We start from the raw sequence: 17,916 nt of genomic DNA on the forward strand, positions 1-17,916 counted from the left end.
CTCTCTCGTGCCGCGCAGAGGCTAAGTCTGGGCAGCAAGAACAGTCGCGAAGACGCATTCTCCAAACTGTACTATAACAACATAAAAATAGTCTAAAACAGTATTGAACATTTCTTGATTGCTGTTATATAATAGCCACAAGAACATGAAACAAACTCATACAGATTGGAGATGGCTCGGATGGATTGTCCGCATTGCGAAGGTCATGGAGAGCTGGAATTCCAGCTGCTCGAAGGAGGCTGGGACGCCTCAGGGGCGCGAGGTCCTCGGCTGCGAGGTCCTGAGGCGCGAGGATCTGAGGCGCGAGGATCTGCGTGGCGACGCCCGGAGGCGGCAGCCGAAGGCGCGTACGAGCGCTGCCCGCGCTGCGAGGGCTCCGGCGTGCTGGAGCTGGAGGAAGGAGGCGCGTGGACATGAGCGGACCGAGCCGAACGATCGAGCAGGAGAGGGAGCGGCTGCTGGAGCGCTGGAGCTCGCCCCGCTATCGGGGGGTGCAGCGGCCGTACGGCCCCGACGACGTGCTGAGGCTGCGCGGCTCTGTGCTCGTCGAGCATACGCTGGCCGCGCGCGGCGCCGCCCGGCTGTGGGAGCTGCTGCAGAGCGAGCCGTATGTGCCGGCGCTCGGCGCCTTGACCGGCAACCAGGCGGTGCAGCAGGCGAAGGCGGGGCTCAAGGCGATCTACCTGAGCGGCTGGCAAGTCGCCGCCGACGCCAATCTGTCCGGACAGATGTACCCCGATCAGAGCCTGTACCCGTCCAACAGCGTGCCGAGCGTCGTGAAGCGGATCAATCAGGCGCTGCAGCGAGCGGATCAGATCCAGCATGCCGAAGGCCGCGACGACATCGACTTCCTGCTGCCGATCGTCGCCGACGCCGAGGCCGGCTTCGGCGGCGCGCTGAACGTGTTCGAGCTGATGAAGGCGATGATCGAGGCCGGCGCGTCGGGCGTGCATCTGGAGGATCAGCTCTCCTCGGAAAAGAAATGCGGCCATCTCGGCGGCAAGGTGCTGCTGCCGACGCAGCAGGCGGTGCGCCATCTCGTCTCCGCCCGGCTGGCGGCCGACGTGCTCGGCGTCGACACGGTGCTGATCGCCCGCACCGACGCCCACGCCGCCCGGCTCTTGACGAGCGACGCGGATCCGGCCGACGATCCGTTCCGCACCGGCGTCCGCACGCCGGAAGGATTCCATGAAGTGCGGCCGGGCATCGAGCAGGCGATCGCGCGCGGCCTCGCCTACGCGCCGTATGCCGACCTCGTCTGGTGCGAGACGTCGGAGCCGGATCTGGAGGAGGCGCGCCGCTTTGCGGAAGCGATCCACGAGATGCATCCCGACAAGCCGCTCGCCTACAACTGCTCGCCGTCCTTCAACTGGAAGAAGAAGCTGAGCGACGAGGAAATCGCGCGCTTCCAGCAGGAGCTCGGACGGCTCGGCTACAAGTTCCAGTTCGTCACGCTCGCGGGCTTCCATGCGCTCAATTACAGCATGTTCACGCTGGCGAGAGACTACCGGGAGCGCGGCATGGCCGCCTACTCCGAGCTGCAGCAGGCCGAATTCGCCGCCGAGCCGGCGGGCTACGAGGCGACGCGCCATCAGCGAGAGGTCGGCACCGGCTATTTCGACGAGGTGATGGGCGTCGTGAGCGGCGGGACGGCGAGCACCGCCGCCCTCGCCGGATCGACCGAGGCGGCGCAGTTCGCGGCGGCAGCCAGCGAGGAGGCGGGAGCATGAGGGAGATCGACAACCGGCTGCAGCTGGCCGCCCCGCCGCTGAAGCCGGAGCTGCAGGCGATGCTGACGGCCGAAGCGCTTGCTTTTGTCGGCGAGCTGGAGCAGCGGTTCGGAGACCGGCGCCGCGCGCTGCTCGAGGAGCGGGCGCGCAAGCAGGAGGCGTTCGACCGCGGGGCGAAGCCGGATTTTCGCGCCGATACGGCGCCGATCCGCTCCGGCTCGTGGAGGATCTCTCCGCCGCCTCCGGCGCTGCAGGACCGGCGCGTAGAGATCGCCGGCCCGGCGGGCGACCGCAAGATGGTCCTCTATGCGCTCAACTCCGGCGCGAGCGTGTTCATGTGCGACCTGGAGGACGCGAACGCCCCGACCTGGCGCAACGTCGTCGGCGGCCAGCGCAACATCCGGGACGCGCTGGCGCGCACGCTGTGCCACGAGACGCCGGACGGCAGGCGGCTGGAGCTGGCGGAGCGGCCGGCCGTGCTGAAAATGCGGCCGCGCGGCTGGCATATGGAGGAGAAGCATGCGCGTCTCGGCGGCCGGCCGATCTCGGCGAGCCTGTTCGACTTCGGCCTGTTCGCCTGGCATAACGCGCCTGCGCTGCGGCAGAGAGGCGAAGGCGCCTACCTGTACCTGCCCAAGCTGGAGAGCATGGAGGAAGCGGCGCTTTGGGCGCATGCCTTCGTCCATGCGGAGGAGCGGCTCGGCCTGCCGCGCGGCTTCTTCCGGGCGACGGTGCTGATCGAGACGCTGCCGGCGGCGTTCGAGATGGAGGAGATCCTGCATGCGCTGAGAGAGCATGTCGACGGCCTCAACTGCGGCCGCTGGGACTATATCTTCTCGTATATCAAAAAGCTGCGCCGCCACCCGGACGCGATCCTGCCGGACCGCAGCCTGGTGACGATGGAGTCGCCGTTCATGGACGCCTACGCGCGGCTGGCCATCCGCACCTGCCATAAGCGCGGCGCGCACTGCATCGGGGGGATGTCGGCGTTCATCCCCGTCAAGCACGACGCAAAGGCCAACGAGCTGGCGCTGGAGCGGGTCCGCCGCGACAAGCAGCGCGAGGCGCGGCTCGGACACGACGGCACCTGGGTGGCGCATCCGGCGCTCGTGACGGTGGCGCGGGACGTATTCGACGCGTTTATGCCGGGGCCGAACCAGCTCGGCGCGATGCCGGGTGGCGGCGACGTGACGGCGGCCGAGCTGCTGCAGGCTCCGGCAGGCGCGATCACGGAGGAGGGCGTGCGCGCCAACCTGTCGGTCGGCATCCAGTATGTCGCCGCCTGGCTGGACGGGATCGGAGCGGTGCCGATCCGCGGCCTGATGGAGGATGCCGCGACGGCCGAGATTTCCCGCGCTCAGCTGTGGCAATGGCTTCATCTGCCGGAGGCGAAGCTGGCGGACGGCAGGCGGCTCGCCCCGGAGCTGCTGGAGCGGTGGCTGGCCGAGGAGCTGGAGCCGCTCGAGGCCGGGCTTGAGCCGCCGCGACGGCTCGAGTCGCTGCGGCTGGCGGCCGACCTGTTCCGCGAGATGACGCTGGAGCAGACGCTGCCTGAATTTTTGACGACGAGAGCCTACCCGCATCTGCAGGACCAATCCGACTGACCAAGGAGACGATCCACGATGACAACCGACCCGATCCGCCAAGCCGACCCAGACGCTTCCTCTGCGGAGGCGCCGGAGCTGTGCTTCTCCTGCGAGAGCAACGCTCCCGCCCGCGGCGAGCTCATCTGTCCCGACTGCCGCAAGCAGACGGGGCTGAGCGACTCCCACTATTACATCAAGCAGTATTACTACAGCCGCTGAAGCCGCAGCCGCCCCTACGGGCGGCTTTTTTTCGGCTTGCGGCCGGTCGCGCCGTCCACCCGAAGCCGGTCTTGGCGGCCGCCCGCGCCGGCCTGAAGAAAACCGGCTTTTGCGGCCGGTCGAGCCGGCCAACCGAAGCCGGTCTTTGCAGCCGGTCGGACCGGCCTGCCGGCAAGCCGGCTTTGTTCGCGAAGCCTTCACAGCCAGGCGGTCTTTCCGGCGTCTCGATCTGCTATACTGAGGGCATAGAAACGCTTCCACGAGGGGGAATTCCATGCTGCCTTACATTCTGGTCGCTCTGGTCATCCTGACCGCAATCGGCGCTACGCTTGCCGTCGGCTTCTCCCGCGAGAACCGGCAGGCCGATCCGGACTACGACCGCAAGCACGGCGGCCGCTGGGCGCGGCTCTCCTTGCTTTATATCGTCACCGCCGTCGCCAGCGTGGCCGCCCTGATCATCGTGATCGCCGATTGAGTTCGTCCGCAAGTCCCGTCCGCCCTATGCGGACGGGACTTTTCTGCATCCAGGCAGACGGAGCTATGGTATAATTTTCATGAATTGGCGCCAAGCATCCGTTTTGGGAGACGGAGCTTGTACAGGAATTCGATTCCTTTGCAACCATTCCGCTGGATGCGCCGTAGGAAAAGAAACCTTATCGCTTAGTAGTAAACGATCCTAATTCCTTGCAGGCAGGAGGTCGAACCATTGGCCGCAACCAAGCTCGCCCGGGCATTCGCCCTCACCCTCGGCGTGGCCGCCGCCAACGTCGCGGTCTTTTCTCCCGGCTTGATGAACGTCCGCTTCGGAGGCTCCGCCTTCTCCTCCGCCCTCGGAGCGGCCGTTCTCGCCGCCAGCGGACTCGCGCTTCTATACGGCGCCTATGCCTTGCTTCAACGTCCGCCTGCGCCTGCCGCTCCCGCCAAGCTCGAGACGGCCGAGCATTACGCCGCCGCGCTTGGCGCGTTCCGCCGCGTCCGCACGGTCGCGGCCGAGCTGGAGCTGGCGCTGGAGCAGCTGGACCGGATGGAGAAGCGGAAGCAGTCGCTTCATCGGCTGCTCGCGCAGCGGTTCGAGCCCGAAGAGCTGAGCTACCGCAAGTTCAGCGGCGTCATCCTGGAAGTGGAGGAGCTGTTCCGCCGCAACCTGCGCGCGGTGCTCAACCGGCTCGCCCTCTACGAGCAGACGGAGGCGGAGCTGAAGTCCGGCAGCCGCTCGCTCTCCCGCGACCTGCAGCAGCGCCGGCTCGAGCTGATCCGCGAGCAGCATGAGTTTCTGAAAGCGACGCTTGGCCACAACGAAGAAATTCTGCTCAAGCTGAACCAGCTGCTTCTCGAGCTGACCCGCCTCGACCAGCAGCACCCCGGCACGATCGACGAGCTGCCGGGCATGCAGGAGCTGGACGCCTTGATCCGCTCGACCAAATACTACGCATAGGGGGCGTCCGCCATGAGAAAAGGCCGTTTTGCATTCGTATCCATCGTCCTCATCCTCGCCGTCTTCGCGCTTGTCTACTATGGCATCCAGTTCACCTCCAATCTCGGCAAGACCGATCAGCAGGTGAGCGCCGAAGACGCCGCCTCGAAGCTTGCCAAGCTGTACGGCAAGCTCGGCGTGACGACCGAGGCGCCGGTCAAGGGCCAGATCGACCTCGATCCGGTCGATGTCGCGGCCTCGCTGCCGGACATCTCGAAGTTCCCGATCGCCGTGGAGCCGACGACCGATACGTTCCTGGAGATCTTTTCCTCCACCGAGAAATCGGGCAGCGGCGTCGACGGCTGGCTGACGGAGGTCGGCGAGGCGTTCAACAAGGCCGGCATCCAGGCCGGCGGCAAGCCGGCGTCGGTGCAGATCCGCAACATCGCCTCCGGCACGGCGGCCGACTATATCCGCAGCGGCAAGCATGTGCCGGACGCCTTCACGCCGTCCAACGAGCTGTGGGGCGAGATGGTCAAGGCAAGCGGCGTCAAGACGGAGCTGGTCGCCAAGCGGCTGGCGGGCAACGTGCCCGGCATCGTCATGGCCAAGGCCAAGTACGACGAGATCGTCGGCGACTACGGCGCGGTCAACGTCAAGACCGTCACCGACGCGATCGCCGAGAACAAGCTGTCGATGGGCTATACCGATCCTTTCGCCAGCTCGACGGGCTTGAACTTCCTGCTGACCGCGCTCTATACGTTCGACAGCTCCGACCTGCTCAGCGAGACGGCCGTCCAAGGGTTCCAGAAGTTCCAGGCGAACGTGCCGTTCACCGCCTCGACGACGATCCAGATGCGGGAGGCGGCCAAGTCGGGCCGGCTGGACGCGTTCGTGCTGGAGTACCAGACGTTCGTCAATGCGGACGACTTCAAAAGCGGCTACGTGTTCACGCCGTTCGGCGTCCGCCACGACAGCCCGCTCTACGCGCTCGGCGACATCGGCCCGGAGAAGCTGGAGATCGCCCGCAAGTTCGCCGAGTTCGCCCTCGGCGCCCAGCAGCAGAAGGCGGCGTCCGACAAAGGCTTTAATGGTCTGGACAGCTACCAGCCGGAGCTGCCCGCCGTCGACGGCGCGCTGCTGGCCTCCGCGCAGAAGCTGTGGAAGGAGAAGAAGAACGAAGCGAAGCCGATCGCGGCCGTGTTCGTCACCGACGTCTCCGGCAGCATGGCGGGCGAGCCGCTCAACCGGCTGAAGGAGTCGCTGGTCAAAGGCCAGAAGTATCTCGGCAAGGACAACAGCATCGGGCTCGTCTCGTATTCCGACCGCGTCAGCATCCGGCTGCCGATCGCCAAGTACGATACGAACCAGCAGTCGATGTTCGTCGGCGCGGTCGACAGCCTGCAGGCAAGCGGCGGAACGGCGACGTTTGACGGCATCCTGGCGGCGATCAAGCTGCTGGAGGACTACAAGCAGACCGATCCGAACGCGCGGCCGCTCATCTTCGTGCTGAGCGACGGCGAGACGAACAAGGGCAGCTCGCTCAAGGACATCCGCGATCTGATCGAAGCGTACCAGATTCCGATCTATACGATCGGCTACAACGCCAACATCAAGGCGCTTGAGAGCATTTCCGGCATCAACGAGGCGGCGAGCATCAACGCCGATACCGACGATGTCGTGTACAAGATCGGAAACCTGTTCAACGTGCAGATGTAATCGCGGCGCGCGGCGCCGATACCCCTGGAGGAGGATGAACGAATGGCATTTTCCCTGGAAGTCCCGAGTCCCGAAGCGATCAAGACGGCCATCGAGCAGGAAGTGAAGCCGGTGCCGGAGGAAGTGAAGCAGCTGCAGGCGCAGGCCGAGGCGAACGTCTCGGCGATCATGGAGCTGGATCTGGACTCGTTCGAGAAGCGCAAGGAGATCCTGCAGACGATCGAGCAGTTCGGCATGGCGACGATGAAGACGTCGTCGGGCAAAAACGCGCTGCTGCAGGTGACGGTCGGCAGCCTCTCCAAAGCCGGCGACGAGGGCGGGCCGGTGGCGAAAGGGCTGGCGGAGCTGCACACGCAGCTCAAGGATCTCGATCCGAGCGCGGTCGACTTCGCCAAGACCGGCCTGCTCGGCAAGCTGTTCAATCCGCTGCGCGCGTACTTCCTCCGCTTCGAGAAAGCCGATGCGGTCATCGCCGATATCGTGGAGTCGCTGAGCAAGGGCAAGACGACGCTCAAGAACGACAATACGACGCTCGAGATCGAGCAGGCGGCGCTGCGCGACCTGACGAAGCGGCTGCAGAAGGAGATCCAGCTCGGCCTGCTCATGGACGAATCGATCGAGAAGCAGATCGAGGCGGCGAAAGCCCGCAACGAGGACCCGGACAAAATCCGCTTCATCTCGGAGGAGGTGCTCTTCCCGATGCGGCAGCGGGTGATGGACTTGCAGCAGATGCTCGTCGTCAACCAGCAGGGCATCATGGCGATCGAGGTCGTCCGGCGCAACAACAAGGAGCTGATGCGCGGCGTCGATCGGGCGCAGAACGTCACCGTCTCCGCGCTGAAGATCGCGGTCATGGTCGCCGGCGCGCTGTACCATCAGAAGATCGTGCTCAAAAAGATTGAGGTGCTCAACCAGACGACGAACAATCTGATCGCCGGCACGTCCCGTCTGCTGAACACGCAGGGAGCGGAGATCCACAAGCAGGCGCTGGAATCGAGCGTCTCGGTGGAGACGCTTAAGCAGGCGTTCGCGGACGTGCTGTCGGCGCTCGACTCCATCAGCGCCTACAAGCAGGACGCGCTGCCGAAGCTGCGCGACACGATCGAGGAGTTCCGCGAGCTGGCCGATACGGGCGAGCAGCAGATCAGCCGCCTCGAGCGCGGCCATCAGCTGGGATTGTAGGCCGGCGCAAGCTTAGGTCGACATGAACGACAAAAAGGAACCCTGCCGCTGGCGGCAGGGTTCCTTTTTTTGTCTATCGTGTCGATGCGGCAAGCGCCTAGTCGGCAGGCTTGGCCGGGACGACGATCGAGTCTCCCGCCTTCAGGCCGGCTTCGGCGTCCAGGCCGTTTTTCTTGGCGATGAGCTCGGCATGCTTGCCGGTGCCGTAGAAGCGGACCGAGATGCGGTAGAACGTATCGCCGGGAAGGACGAGGTACGTCGCGGGGAGCTTGACCTTGGAGTAGTCGATCTCCTTCGTTCCGCTCGGCGCGGAGCCTTTCTTGCCGCCGGCAGCAGGCTTGGACGACGCCGGAGGCAGCGTCAGCTTGTCCCCCGGCTTCATGTCGTTGACGAAGACGATGCCGTTCTTCTCCGCGATCAGCGAGACGTAGTCCTTGGAGCCGTAATGCGCGACCGAGATCGACGTCAGCGTATCGCCTTCCTTGACGGTGTAGGTGCCGGAGGAGGAAGGCTTCGGCTTCGGCGACGGCTTCGCCGGAGCGGCGGACGCCTCGGGCTTGTCCGTCGGCTCCGCATCCGGCGACGAGGAAGGAGACGGCTCGGCCGGCCCGGCTGAAGCGCTGGGCTCCTCGCTTGGAGCAGGGGACGGCAGCGGCGAGGCCGATGCTTCCGGCGAAGGCGAGGCCGGCTCTGCCGAGCTGGCCGGCGACGGCGACGGGGAGGCGGAGGGAACGCCCGAGGCGAGCTCCTTGTTGTCTTTGTCGAACGGATACATGACGAAAAAGAGGGCGGTCAGCACGATGGCTAGCCCGGCGGCCGCCAGCACGCCGTTGATGACGGTCGTGTTTTTCTTTTTTTTGCGCTCCGAGCGGGAGCGGAAGCCGGTTTCAGGCATGTCGGATGGCATAGGGACCTCCTTGCAGGCGATTGCGATCAGATAGAACCAGTTTACCCCAGATTGGAAGCTTCGTAGAGAAGATTGGCGAAAATCAGGTCCTTCGGACTAGATCCGACAGATCGGCTGGAAGACGAAATCGGTCGATTGGCGGAGCTTCAAAGGCGGGTATGAAGAGATAGAGTTAGATCGAGGAAGAGAGGCGGCAAGACCGCGAAGGAGGAGCTGTTCATGGGAGCATCGGAATTCGAGCAGGCGAGAGAGGCGGAGAAGGACTATCACGCGAAGCTCTATGAAGAGCAGGACATTTTGAAGCCGGGCAGCTGGATGGCCGAGCCGCTTCCGTTTGCGATGGAGCTGCTCGAGGAGCTGCTGGCCGACAATCCGAGCCCGGTCGTGCTCGATCTCGGCAGCGGGCCGGGCCGCAACGCCATCCCGATCGCCCGCAGGCTGCAGGAAGCGGGAGACGGCCGCATCGTCGGCACCGATCTGCTGGAGGCAGCCGTCGACAAGCTGCAGGAAAACGCCGCCAAGTTCGGCGTAGCGGATCAGGTGCGGGCGATCCGGGCCGATGTCGAGCAGGAGGCCTTCGAGGCAGAGGCGTATGACTATGTTCTCGCCTGCGGCTGCCTCGAGCATGTATCGTCCGAGGAGGCGCTGCTGCGCGTCATCCGCAAGCTTCAGGACGCGACCCGGCCGGGCGGCATCCACGGGCTGTCGATGAATACGAATCTGCGCGAGACGGCGCTGGAGACGGGAGAGGAGCTGCCGCCGCAGATCGAGCTCAGGCTGTCGGAGAACCGTGCCCGCTCCTTGCTGGAGCAAGCCTACGAGGGCTGGGACGTGCTGCTGCGCTCCGGGCATGACGTCAAGATCGAGGAGGACAAGTACGACGGGCCGACGGAGTTCAAGGCCCGCAATGTCGTTTTTGCCGCGCGGAAACGGGGAATGCCGAGGCCGTGACGAAGGAGGGCCGTCCATCCCTATCGCCTTGAAACTCCTGGCCCTGACACTCCTAGCCTTGAAACTCCTGAGCCGGTTCCAGCGAACCGGCTTTTTCCCATGCCGCCCGCAGCCTGCAACCCCTCTGCAACCTCGCTCAGGTTAACTGAAAGGAGCGGTTCATCGAGATTGAGGGGGAGAGAACGATGATTTCAGAGGGATGGTTCGAGCGCAGATGCCGAATCTCGGCGGAAAGGATCGCCGTCATGGATGAAAGCGGAGGCTGCCGGCTGACGTACGGCGAGCTGGAAGCGAGGTCGAAGGCTGCGGCCGCGCTGCTCGTCCGGCTCGGCATCGCCAGCGGCGACCGGATCGCCGTCCTGTGCCCGAACGACGTCCGGATGCTGATCCTGCTGTTCGCTTGCCGGCTGACGGGAGCGGTGCTCGTGCCGCTCAATCGGCGGCTGCATGAGCGGGAGCTGAGGCAGATCGTCGGGGACTGCGCGCCAAAGCTGATCTGGCATCAGGAGGGAGGAGGAGGCCCGTGGAGCGGCAGCGCTGGAAACGTCGGACGCATCGGCAGCGCCGCAAGGGCCGACGGCTGCGACGGCGCCGGTCCTTGCTGGCTGCCGCTGTCGAGGCTCGACGAGGCGGAGGAGGAGGCTGCAGCGGAGATATCGCCGCAATCATTCGGCTCGCCAGCCCCCTCTCCGGCGGCCGCTTCTCCTGCCGGCAGCGGCGACGATGCCGCAGAGGCGGCCGCCGCCGCGAGCCGGGAAGAGCGCCAGGACGACAGCGACCGTCCGTGGCTGATCATCTACACCGGAGGCACGACCGGCCAGCCGAAGGGCGTCGTGCTCACCGCCCGCTCCCTTTACTGGAACGCGCTCAATACGGTCGCCAGCTGGCAGCTGACCGAACGCGACATTACGCCGACGGTGCTGCCGATGTTCCATACGGGCGGCCTCAATGCGCTGACGCTGCCGGTGCTGATGGCCGGCGGCAAGGTCATCTGCGTCGAGGCGTTTCACCCGGAGCGCATGATCGACCTGCTGGAGCGGGAAGGCTGCACGATCGTGCTCATGGTGCCGACGATGTACCATCTGCTCGTCGAGTGTCCGCGATTCGCTTCGGCGGACTTCAGCCGCATGAGCGCCTTCCTGTCCGGCGGAGCGCCATGCCCGCTCCGCATCTACGAGGCGTTCGCCTCCAGAGGCTTGCCGTTCAAGGAGGGCTACGGCGCGACGGAGTCCGGACCCAACAATTTCTTCATCTCGGCAGCCGAAGCGAGGCGCAAGCCGGGCTCGGTCGGGCTGCCGATGCTGTTCACCGACATGCGCCTCGCCGCTGCGGACGGCCGTGACGCGGCTGCCGGCGAGGTCGGAGAGCTGCTGCTGCGGGGCCGGCATCTTTTCCACTCCTATTGGGGCAACGAGAGCGCGACGGCGGAGGCGCTGCAGGACGGCTGGTTCCATACCGGCGATCTGGCAAGGGCCGACCGCGACGGCTATTGTTACATCGTCGGACGCAAAAGGGACATGATCATCACCGGCGGCGAGAACGTCTACCCGCTGGAGGTGGAGCAGCTGCTGGAGCGCCATCCCGAGGTCGGCTCCGCGGCCGTGGTCGGCATTCCCCATCCGAAATGGGGCGAGGCCGTGGCGGCGGCGGTCGTGCCGAAGCCGGGCTGCCGCCCGAGCGAGCGGAGCCTGCAGCTGTTCTGCGCCGATTCCATCGCCGGCTACAAGGTCCCGAAGCGGATCGTGCTGCTGGAGGAGCTGCCGAAGACGGCGGTCGGCAAGCTGGACAAAAAGACGCTCGTCCCTCTGTTCGGGCCGCCTGAGGCGGGCTGACCGGCTCACGAGGGGCGACGTCGGAGCTGCCGTGGGGTGGCGGAGGCGCCGCTTTATGTAAACGCTGTCAGGCGGTCGGGCGCTATGATACAATGAACTGGAAATCAAGGAAAAGAGAGGTTGCGCATGAAAACGTTCCGCATCCTGAAAATGAAGCTCATGGCGCCTCCTGCCAAAAGCCACTGGCTGCAGCGCCCGAAGCTGATGAAGCGGCTCCGCTCCATTCCCCGCACTCCGCTCACGCTCCTCGCCTCCGGCCCCGGCTTCGGCAAGACGACCGCCCTCGCCGCCTATGTCCGGCAATGCGGCTGCCGCCATGCCTGGTACGGCATTTCCGCGCAGGATCATGACCTTCTTCCTTTTCTGCATCATATCATCGCCTCGATCCGCATGGCCGCGCCCGGCTTCGGCGAATCGCTGCTGGCGGAGCTGGAGCGGCTGCAGCCGGCTTCGCCGGACGACGTGCAGCTGCTGGCCGACCTTTTCCTGAACGAATGCCTGCTGCTGTCCGAGCCGCTGCTCCTCTGCCTGGACGACTACCAGTCCGTCGGGCAAAACGAGTGGATCGACGCATGGATGCAATATGTCGTCTCGTACCTGCCCGATTGTCCGAGCCTGCGCCTCGTCGTCTCTTCCCGCGTCAAGCCCGAGTGGGAAGGGCTCACGTCCATGAGGGTGCGCGGCGAAGTGCTCGAGCTGTCCCGGGACGACCTGGCCTTTTCGGCGGAGGACATCGAGGTGCTGTTCTCGGATTATTACCGGCAGCCGCTTGGTCGCGAGCAGGCCGAGCGGCTGCTCGCCTTCACGGAGGGCTGGATCATCGCGATCCAGCTCGTCTGGCAGCGGCTCGCCGCTACCGGCGAGTCGATGGAGAGCCTGCTGCTGCAGCCGCGCCAGTCGCTGGAGGAGCTTTTCGCCTTCCTGGCGGCGGAGCTGTTCGAGAAGCAGCCGCCGGCGATGCAGGCGTTCATGCTCGAGACGAGCCTGTTCGACGAGCTGACCGGCGAGTGGTGCGACGCCGTATGCGGACGCGAGGGCTCGCGCGCGCAGCTCGCGGCGTTGTCGCAAAGCGGCTTCCTCACGCCGATCGACGAGCATCAGTTCCGCTATCATGCGCTGTTCCGCCAGTTCCTGCAGGAGCGGCTGCGGCTCCAGGGCGGACGCAGGGAGCTGCTGCTGCGACGGGCCGTGCAGGAGACGGCGGCCAAGGGGCGGATGGAGCTGGCGCTGCAGCATGCGTCGGAGCTGGACGATCCCGAGACGATGGCCGCGCTGCTCGCAGCAGGCGGAGCGCAGCTCGTCGCCGGCGGGCATCTGGAGGCCGTGCTGGGCTGCCTGCAGCCGCTGCCGGAGCTATGGAAAGCTTCGACGCCTCATCTCTATGTGCTGCAGGGCGACGTCCTCCGCTACCGCTGCGCCTACGAGGAGGCGATGGCCAGCTACAGCCTGGCGGAGCGGCATGCGCGGGAGCGGGGCGATGCGCTCGTCCATAGCCTTGCGCTCGAAGGGCAGGCGATGTTCTATCTGGATACGATCCAGCCGGGACTCGCCGAGCCGCCGCTGCTGGGGGCGATCGCGCTTGCCGAGGCGGGATCGGCGTCCGCGGAGCCGGTCGCCTCAGCCGGCGAGGAGCCGGCAGGCGCCCGCGAGCCGGGCTTCGGCCGCAAGCATCTGGCCCGGCTGTACGGGCTCATGGCGGAGAACAAGCTCAACCGCGGCCACGGCAAGGAGGCGCGCGATTGGGCCGCGCGCTCGCTGCAGCTCGATCCCGAGCGGCGCGACCTGCTGCTGGAGGCGAGGCTGGCGCTGCGCACGGGCAGGCTCAAGGAGGCGGCGCTGCTGCTGGAAAGCGCGCAGCTCCAAGAATCCCAGACGGGCGCGCCGTACCGCGGCATGCGGCAGGTCGGCCGCACGCTGTCCCGCTCGCATCGGGAGATCGAGCTGCTCCAGTCGCTGATCCACAGCCTCTGCGGCGAAGCGGCGGCGGCCAAGTCGGCGGCGGAGTCCGGCATGATGCGCGGCATCCGGCTGAAGGCGCCTTTTGTCGAGGCATGCGGATGGATCCGCATGGGGCATGCGGCGCAGCTCTCCGGCGCTTACGAGGCCAAGGTGCCGGCGGAGTGCTACCATGCGGCGCTCGACATCATGACCCGCCTCGACATGCCGCGCGGGACGGCGGAGCCGAACATGGGCCTATGCCTGCTGCACGGCCGCGGCCGCGCCGTCGGCGCCGCCATGCGCTACGGAGAAGCCGCGCTGCAGGATACGGAGCGGGCCGACGACGGCTGGCTAGCCTCGCTCATCCGGCTCAGCATGGCGATCGTGCTCTATGAAAACGGCAGCTGGCCGGAAGCGGAGGAGCGGTTCGAGGAGGCGAAGGCCCGCTTCGAAGCCTGCGGGGACGAGTTCGGCCTCGCTCTCGGCGAGATGTGGCTCGCCTTTGCCGCCTATCGGCAGCAGCAGGACGGCCGCTTCGCCGCCGCGATGGAGCGCTTCCTGCACCGCGTCGCGCAAGGCGGCTACAGCTTCCTGTTCACCGCGCGCACGCTGCTCGGGCCAGCCGATCCGCAGCAGCTCGTGCCGCTGCTGCTTGAGGCGGAGCGGCTGGGCATCGGCGGCGCCCATGCGGCGGCGCTGCTGGCGGAGCTCGGCATGGACAAGCTGACCTATCACCCCGGCTACACGCTGCATATCGAGACGCTCGGCACGTTCAGGCTGCGGCTGGGCAGCACGTACCTGCAGGACAAGGACTGGCAGCGCGGCAAGGCCAAGGAGCTGTTCCAGCTGCTCGTGACGAAGCGCCGCTCGGCGACGAGCAAGGAGGAGCTGCTGCTGCAGCTTTTTCCCCATGCGGACGAAAAAGCGGCCAACCGCGACTTCAAGGTCGCGCTGAACGCCTTGCATGCGGCGCTGGAGCCGCAGCGCCGGCTGCGGGGCGAGCCGTATTTCGTCATTCGCGAAGGTCCGCTGTACCGGCTTCATCCCCAAGCGAGCTGGACGCTCGACGCGGCTCAATTCGAGGAGGGCGTGCGCAAAGGGCTCGAGGCGGAGCGCCGGGACGAGGCGGAGCGATGGCTGGAGCAGGCGCTTCAGCTGTACCAAGGCGACTATCTTCCCGAGCGGCGCTATGACGACTGGTGCATCGAGGAGCGCGAGCGGCTGCAGGTGCTCTTCCTGCGCGGCGCTCAGCGGCTCAGCCGAATCTGCGCGGCGCGCGGAGCCTACGACAAGGCGATCGGGTGGGCGGAGGCGATGCTGGCCAAGGACCGCTGCTGGGAAGAGGCCTATCGGATGCTGATGGAATGCCATCTGCTGCTCGGCAGCCGCCAGCAGGCGGCCAAATGGTACCGCCGCGCCGAGGAGGCGCTGGAGGAGGAGCTCGGCGTCGCGCCTACGGCCGCCCTGCGCGAGCTGATGGAGCGCTGCAGCGAAGAGAGCGCGTGAGAGCGGCTCCAGCGCTGCAACCGGATTGCAACCCGTCGCCCGTATGCTGAACGGGAAGGAAGCCGTTCAAGGGGGAATGCACGATGACGATGAGGAAGAAGAAAGGCTCGCGATTGGCCAAAATCAGCGGCGCGGCCGTCATGGCGGCGATGCTGCTGCTGTCGGCGGCCTGCTCCGACGGCGGCTCGCAGGCCGAAGGACAAGACGGTGCCGTCGGCGCTTCGGGCGGCGTCATCAAGATCGGCGTGCTGGCGTCGCTGACCGGCGCGCTGGAAAGCTACGGCAAGCAGACGACCCGTGGCTTCGAGCTCGGCATCGACTACGCGACGGACGGTACGAGGGAAGCGGGCGGCCGCAAGATCGAGTTCATTTTCGAGGATACGGAGACGAAGCCCGACGTGGCCGTAAAGAAGGCGACCAAGCTGCTGGAAACCGACAAGGTCGATTTCCTGGTCGGCTCCTCGAGCTCCGGCGACACGCTCGCCGTGCTGCCGCTCGTCGAGGAGGCCAAGAAGGTGATGGTCGTGGAACCGGCCGTCGCGGACAGCATCACCGGCGATCAGTGGAACAAATACGTGTTCCGCACGGCGCGCAACTCCTCGCAGGACGCGATCGCAGGGGCCGCCGCGATCGCGGGCAAGGGCGTCAAGATCGCTACGTTCGCTCCGGACAGCGCATTCGGCAGGGACGGCATCGCCGCGTTCAAGGAAGCGGCCGTGAAGCTGGGGTCCGAGATCGTCGAGGAGCAGTACGCGGATGCCGCGGCGACCGATTTTACCGCGAGCATCCAGAAGATCGTGCAGGCGAAGCCCGACTATCTGTTCATCGTCTGGGCCGGCGCCAACTCGCCGTGGAAGCAGCTGCAGGACATGAAGGTGCAGGACCAGGGCATCAAGATCTCGACCGGAGCGCCCGACATCGCCGCGCTCAAGACGATGAACGATCTCATCGGCATGGAAGGCTTCTCGGTGTACTACCACACGCTGCCGGACAACGACGTCAACAAGTGGCTGGTCGACGAGCATAAGAAGCGGTTCGGCGGCGAGGTGCCGGATCTGTTCACGCCGGGCGGCATGTCGGCGGCCATCTCGATCGTCGAGGCGATAAAGAAGCTCGGCGGCGACGTCGGCGACGGCGACCAGGTGTCGGCCGCGATGGAGGGCATGTCCTTCGAGACGCCGAAGGGCAAGATGACGTTCCGCAAGGAAGACCATCAGGCGCTTCAGACGCTCTATGCGATCAAGCTGGAGAAGCAGGACGGCGTCGATTATCCCGTGCCGGTCCTCATGCGCGAGCTGGCTCCGGACGAGACGGCGCCGGCGATCCGCAACCAGCGGTAATGCTGCCATCGGCAGGGCGCCCCGGTGCCCTGCCGATTTCCATCCAGAGCAAGCTTCGCGAGAGACGAAAGGAGCTGAATCGCTATGAATAGCGCCAAGGCGGCAAGATCCGCTGCGCCGCCGATCCTGGAAACCGACCGGCTGACGGTCGCGTTCGGAGGCCATGCGGCCGTCCGTGAGGTCAGCCTCGCCGTCACCGACCGTTCGTTCCTGTCCATCATCGGGCCGAACGGAGCCGGCAAGACGACGCTGTTCAACCTGCTGAGCGGCCAGCTGAAGCCGACATCGGGGCGGATTACCTACAAAGGCATGGACATCACCGGCCTGCCTTCCTATGAACGGACTCGACGGGGCATCGGCCGCTCCTTCCAGCTCACCCATGTCTTTCCGCGGCTGAGCGTGCTGGAAAATATCCGCCTCGCGGTCCAATCCCGCGCCGGCGTGCGCTACGACTTCTTCTCCTCCCTGCGTCGCCACCGCAAGTTCGAGGCCGAGGCGGAAAGCCTGCTGGAGCTCATGCGGCTCACCGGCAAGCGGAATTCCCCGGCGATCCAGCTCGCCCACGGCGAAAAGCGGAAGCTGGAGATCGCGATGCTGCTCGCGCTCGACTCTGACCTGCTGCTGCTGGACGAGCCGACCGCCGGGATTTCGCTGGAGGAGGTGCCGGCGATTCTCGAGGTGATCCGCGACGTGAAGCGCCAGGGCAGCCGCACGATCGTGCTGATCGAGCACAAGATGGAGATGGTGCTCGACCTGTCCGACGAGATCGCCGTGCTGTACCAGGGCGAGCTGCTCGCTCACGGCACGCCGGCCGCGATCATGGGCAACGAGACGGTCCAATCCGCTTATTTGGGAGGATGGTACGATGACGCTGCTGAAGCTTGAATCCGTCGAGACCCACATCAGCCAATACCATATTCTCCAGGGCGTCACGATGGACATCCAGGCGGGGGAGGTGACGGTGCTGCTCGGGCGCAACGGCGCCGGCAAGACGACGACCCTGCGCACGATCATGGGGCTGAATGCCGCCAGCGGCGGACAGATCCTGTTCAAGGGCGAGCCGGTGGAGAAGCTGCCCGCCTATCAGATCGCGCGGCGCGGCATCGGCTACGTGCCGGAGGATCAAGGCATTTTTGCCGACCTGACCGTCGACGAGACGCTGCGCATCGCCATGAAGCGCGGAGATCCCGCCGCCCGGGAGCGGCTTTCGTGGATGCTGGAGCTGTTCCCCGATCTCGCGGCGTTCCGGGAGCGCAAGAGCGGCCTGCTGAGCGGCGGCCAGAAGCAGATGCTCGCCATCGCCCGCGCCTATGTCGGCAACAGCGAGCTGCTGCTGATCGACGAGCCGAGCAAAGGACTCGCGCCGATCATGGTGCGAAAGCTGGTCGAAGCGCTGCGCCTCATGCGCGAGCGCACGACGGTGCTGCTGGTCGAGCAGAACTTCATGATGGCGCAAGCGATCGGCGACGCCTTCTATTTGATGGACGAGGGCCGGATCGTCAGCGGCGGCTCGATGGCGGCCTTGAACGAGGATCACGAGCTGCGCCGCAAATATCTGGGAATCGCATGAAGACGGGAGAGGAGGCGGGCAT

Annotated in this window: 14 protein-coding genes; 13 read left to right on the forward strand and 1 reads right to left on the reverse strand. The window is 65.9% G+C overall.

The annotated features are described in order from the left end of the window. Positions 1 to 413 precede the first annotated feature (413 nt). From aceA to NYE40_RS12150, 7 genes are all read left to right on the forward strand, one after another. The gene (gene aceA, locus NYE40_RS12120; RefSeq protein WP_339279987.1) at positions 414 to 1,730 is read left to right on the forward strand and encodes an isocitrate lyase; all 1,317 of its coding nucleotides are present in this window, start codon (positions 414 to 416) and stop codon (positions 1,728 to 1,730) included. Then, on the forward strand, positions 1,727 to 3,334 hold the full coding sequence (aceB, locus tag NYE40_RS12125; protein ID WP_339279989.1) for a malate synthase A: 1,608 nt from the start codon (positions 1,727 to 1,729) through the stop codon (positions 3,332 to 3,334). Before aceA ends, aceB begins: the two co-directional genes overlap by 4 nt. Before the next feature lie 18 nt (positions 3,335 to 3,352). Beyond that, positions 3,353 to 3,535 carry a hypothetical protein gene (locus NYE40_RS12130; protein ID WP_339279991.1) on the forward strand — a complete coding sequence of 61 codons (183 nt, stop codon included), beginning with the start codon at positions 3,353 to 3,355 and terminating at the stop codon, positions 3,533 to 3,535. 274 nt (positions 3,536 to 3,809) lie between these two features. Beyond that, positions 3,810 to 4,010: a hypothetical protein gene (locus NYE40_RS12135; RefSeq protein ID WP_043110956.1), complete on the forward strand. Its 201-nt coding sequence runs from the start codon at positions 3,810 to 3,812 to the stop codon at positions 4,008 to 4,010. A gap of 231 nt (positions 4,011 to 4,241) precedes the next feature. After that, positions 4,242 to 4,970: a hypothetical protein gene (locus NYE40_RS12140; protein ID WP_339279993.1), complete on the forward strand. Its 729-nt coding sequence runs from the start codon at positions 4,242 to 4,244 to the stop codon at positions 4,968 to 4,970. Between the two features lie 12 nt (positions 4,971 to 4,982). After that, the gene (locus NYE40_RS12145) at positions 4,983 to 6,668 is read left to right on the forward strand and encodes a VWA domain-containing protein (RefSeq protein WP_339279994.1); all 1,686 of its coding nucleotides are present in this window, start codon (positions 4,983 to 4,985) and stop codon (positions 6,666 to 6,668) included. Between the two features lie 42 nt (positions 6,669 to 6,710). After that, a complete protein-coding gene (locus NYE40_RS12150; RefSeq protein WP_339279995.1) occupies positions 6,711 to 7,850 on the forward strand; it encodes a toxic anion resistance protein in 1,140 nt (379 codons plus the stop codon). A 97-nt stretch (positions 7,851 to 7,947) separates the two neighbouring features. Here the strand turns inward: NYE40_RS12150 and NYE40_RS12155 are convergent, their stop codons facing one another. Next, entirely contained in the window at positions 7,948 to 8,757 is an 810-nt protein-coding gene (locus NYE40_RS12155) for a LysM peptidoglycan-binding domain-containing protein (RefSeq protein ID WP_339279997.1), read from the reverse strand. Between the two features lie 219 nt (positions 8,758 to 8,976). On the opposite strand from NYE40_RS12155, the gene NYE40_RS12160 reads away from it, so the two are divergent. The 6 genes from NYE40_RS12160 to NYE40_RS12185 all read left to right on the forward strand — a co-directional run bounded on the left by NYE40_RS12160 (position 8,977) and on the right by NYE40_RS12185 (position 17,894). Beyond that, positions 8,977 to 9,708: a class I SAM-dependent methyltransferase gene (locus tag NYE40_RS12160; protein WP_101809140.1), complete on the forward strand. Its 732-nt coding sequence runs from the start codon at positions 8,977 to 8,979 to the stop codon at positions 9,706 to 9,708. 185 nt (positions 9,709 to 9,893) lie between these two features. Continuing rightward, positions 9,894 to 11,540 (forward strand): AMP-binding protein, encoded by a 1,647-nt coding sequence (locus tag NYE40_RS12165; protein ID WP_339279998.1) that lies wholly within the window; start codon positions 9,894 to 9,896, stop codon positions 11,538 to 11,540. Positions 11,541 to 11,666: 126 nt separating this feature from the next. Beyond that, the gene (locus NYE40_RS12170) at positions 11,667 to 14,984 is read left to right on the forward strand and encodes a BTAD domain-containing putative transcriptional regulator (protein ID WP_339279999.1); all 3,318 of its coding nucleotides are present in this window, start codon (positions 11,667 to 11,669) and stop codon (positions 14,982 to 14,984) included. 89 nt (positions 14,985 to 15,073) lie between these two features. Further along, the gene (locus NYE40_RS12175) at positions 15,074 to 16,324 is read left to right on the forward strand and encodes a substrate-binding domain-containing protein (RefSeq protein WP_339280050.1); all 1,251 of its coding nucleotides are present in this window, start codon (positions 15,074 to 15,076) and stop codon (positions 16,322 to 16,324) included. An 84-nt stretch (positions 16,325 to 16,408) separates the two neighbouring features. Further along, complete coding sequence (locus tag NYE40_RS12180) at positions 16,409 to 17,209, forward strand: ABC transporter ATP-binding protein (RefSeq protein ID WP_052332992.1); 801 nt, start codon at positions 16,409 to 16,411, stop codon at positions 17,207 to 17,209. Further along, entirely contained in the window at positions 17,190 to 17,894 is a 705-nt protein-coding gene (locus tag NYE40_RS12185) for an ABC transporter ATP-binding protein (RefSeq protein WP_101809141.1), read from the forward strand. Before NYE40_RS12180 ends, NYE40_RS12185 begins: the two co-directional genes overlap by 20 nt. The last annotated feature ends 22 nt before the right edge of the window (positions 17,895 to 17,916 follow it).

The sequence above is a fragment of the Paenibacillus sp. FSL W8-1187 genome (assembly GCF_037965485.1).
Classification (GTDB): domain Bacteria; phylum Bacillota; class Bacilli; order Paenibacillales; family Paenibacillaceae; genus Paenibacillus_O; species Paenibacillus_O pasadenensis.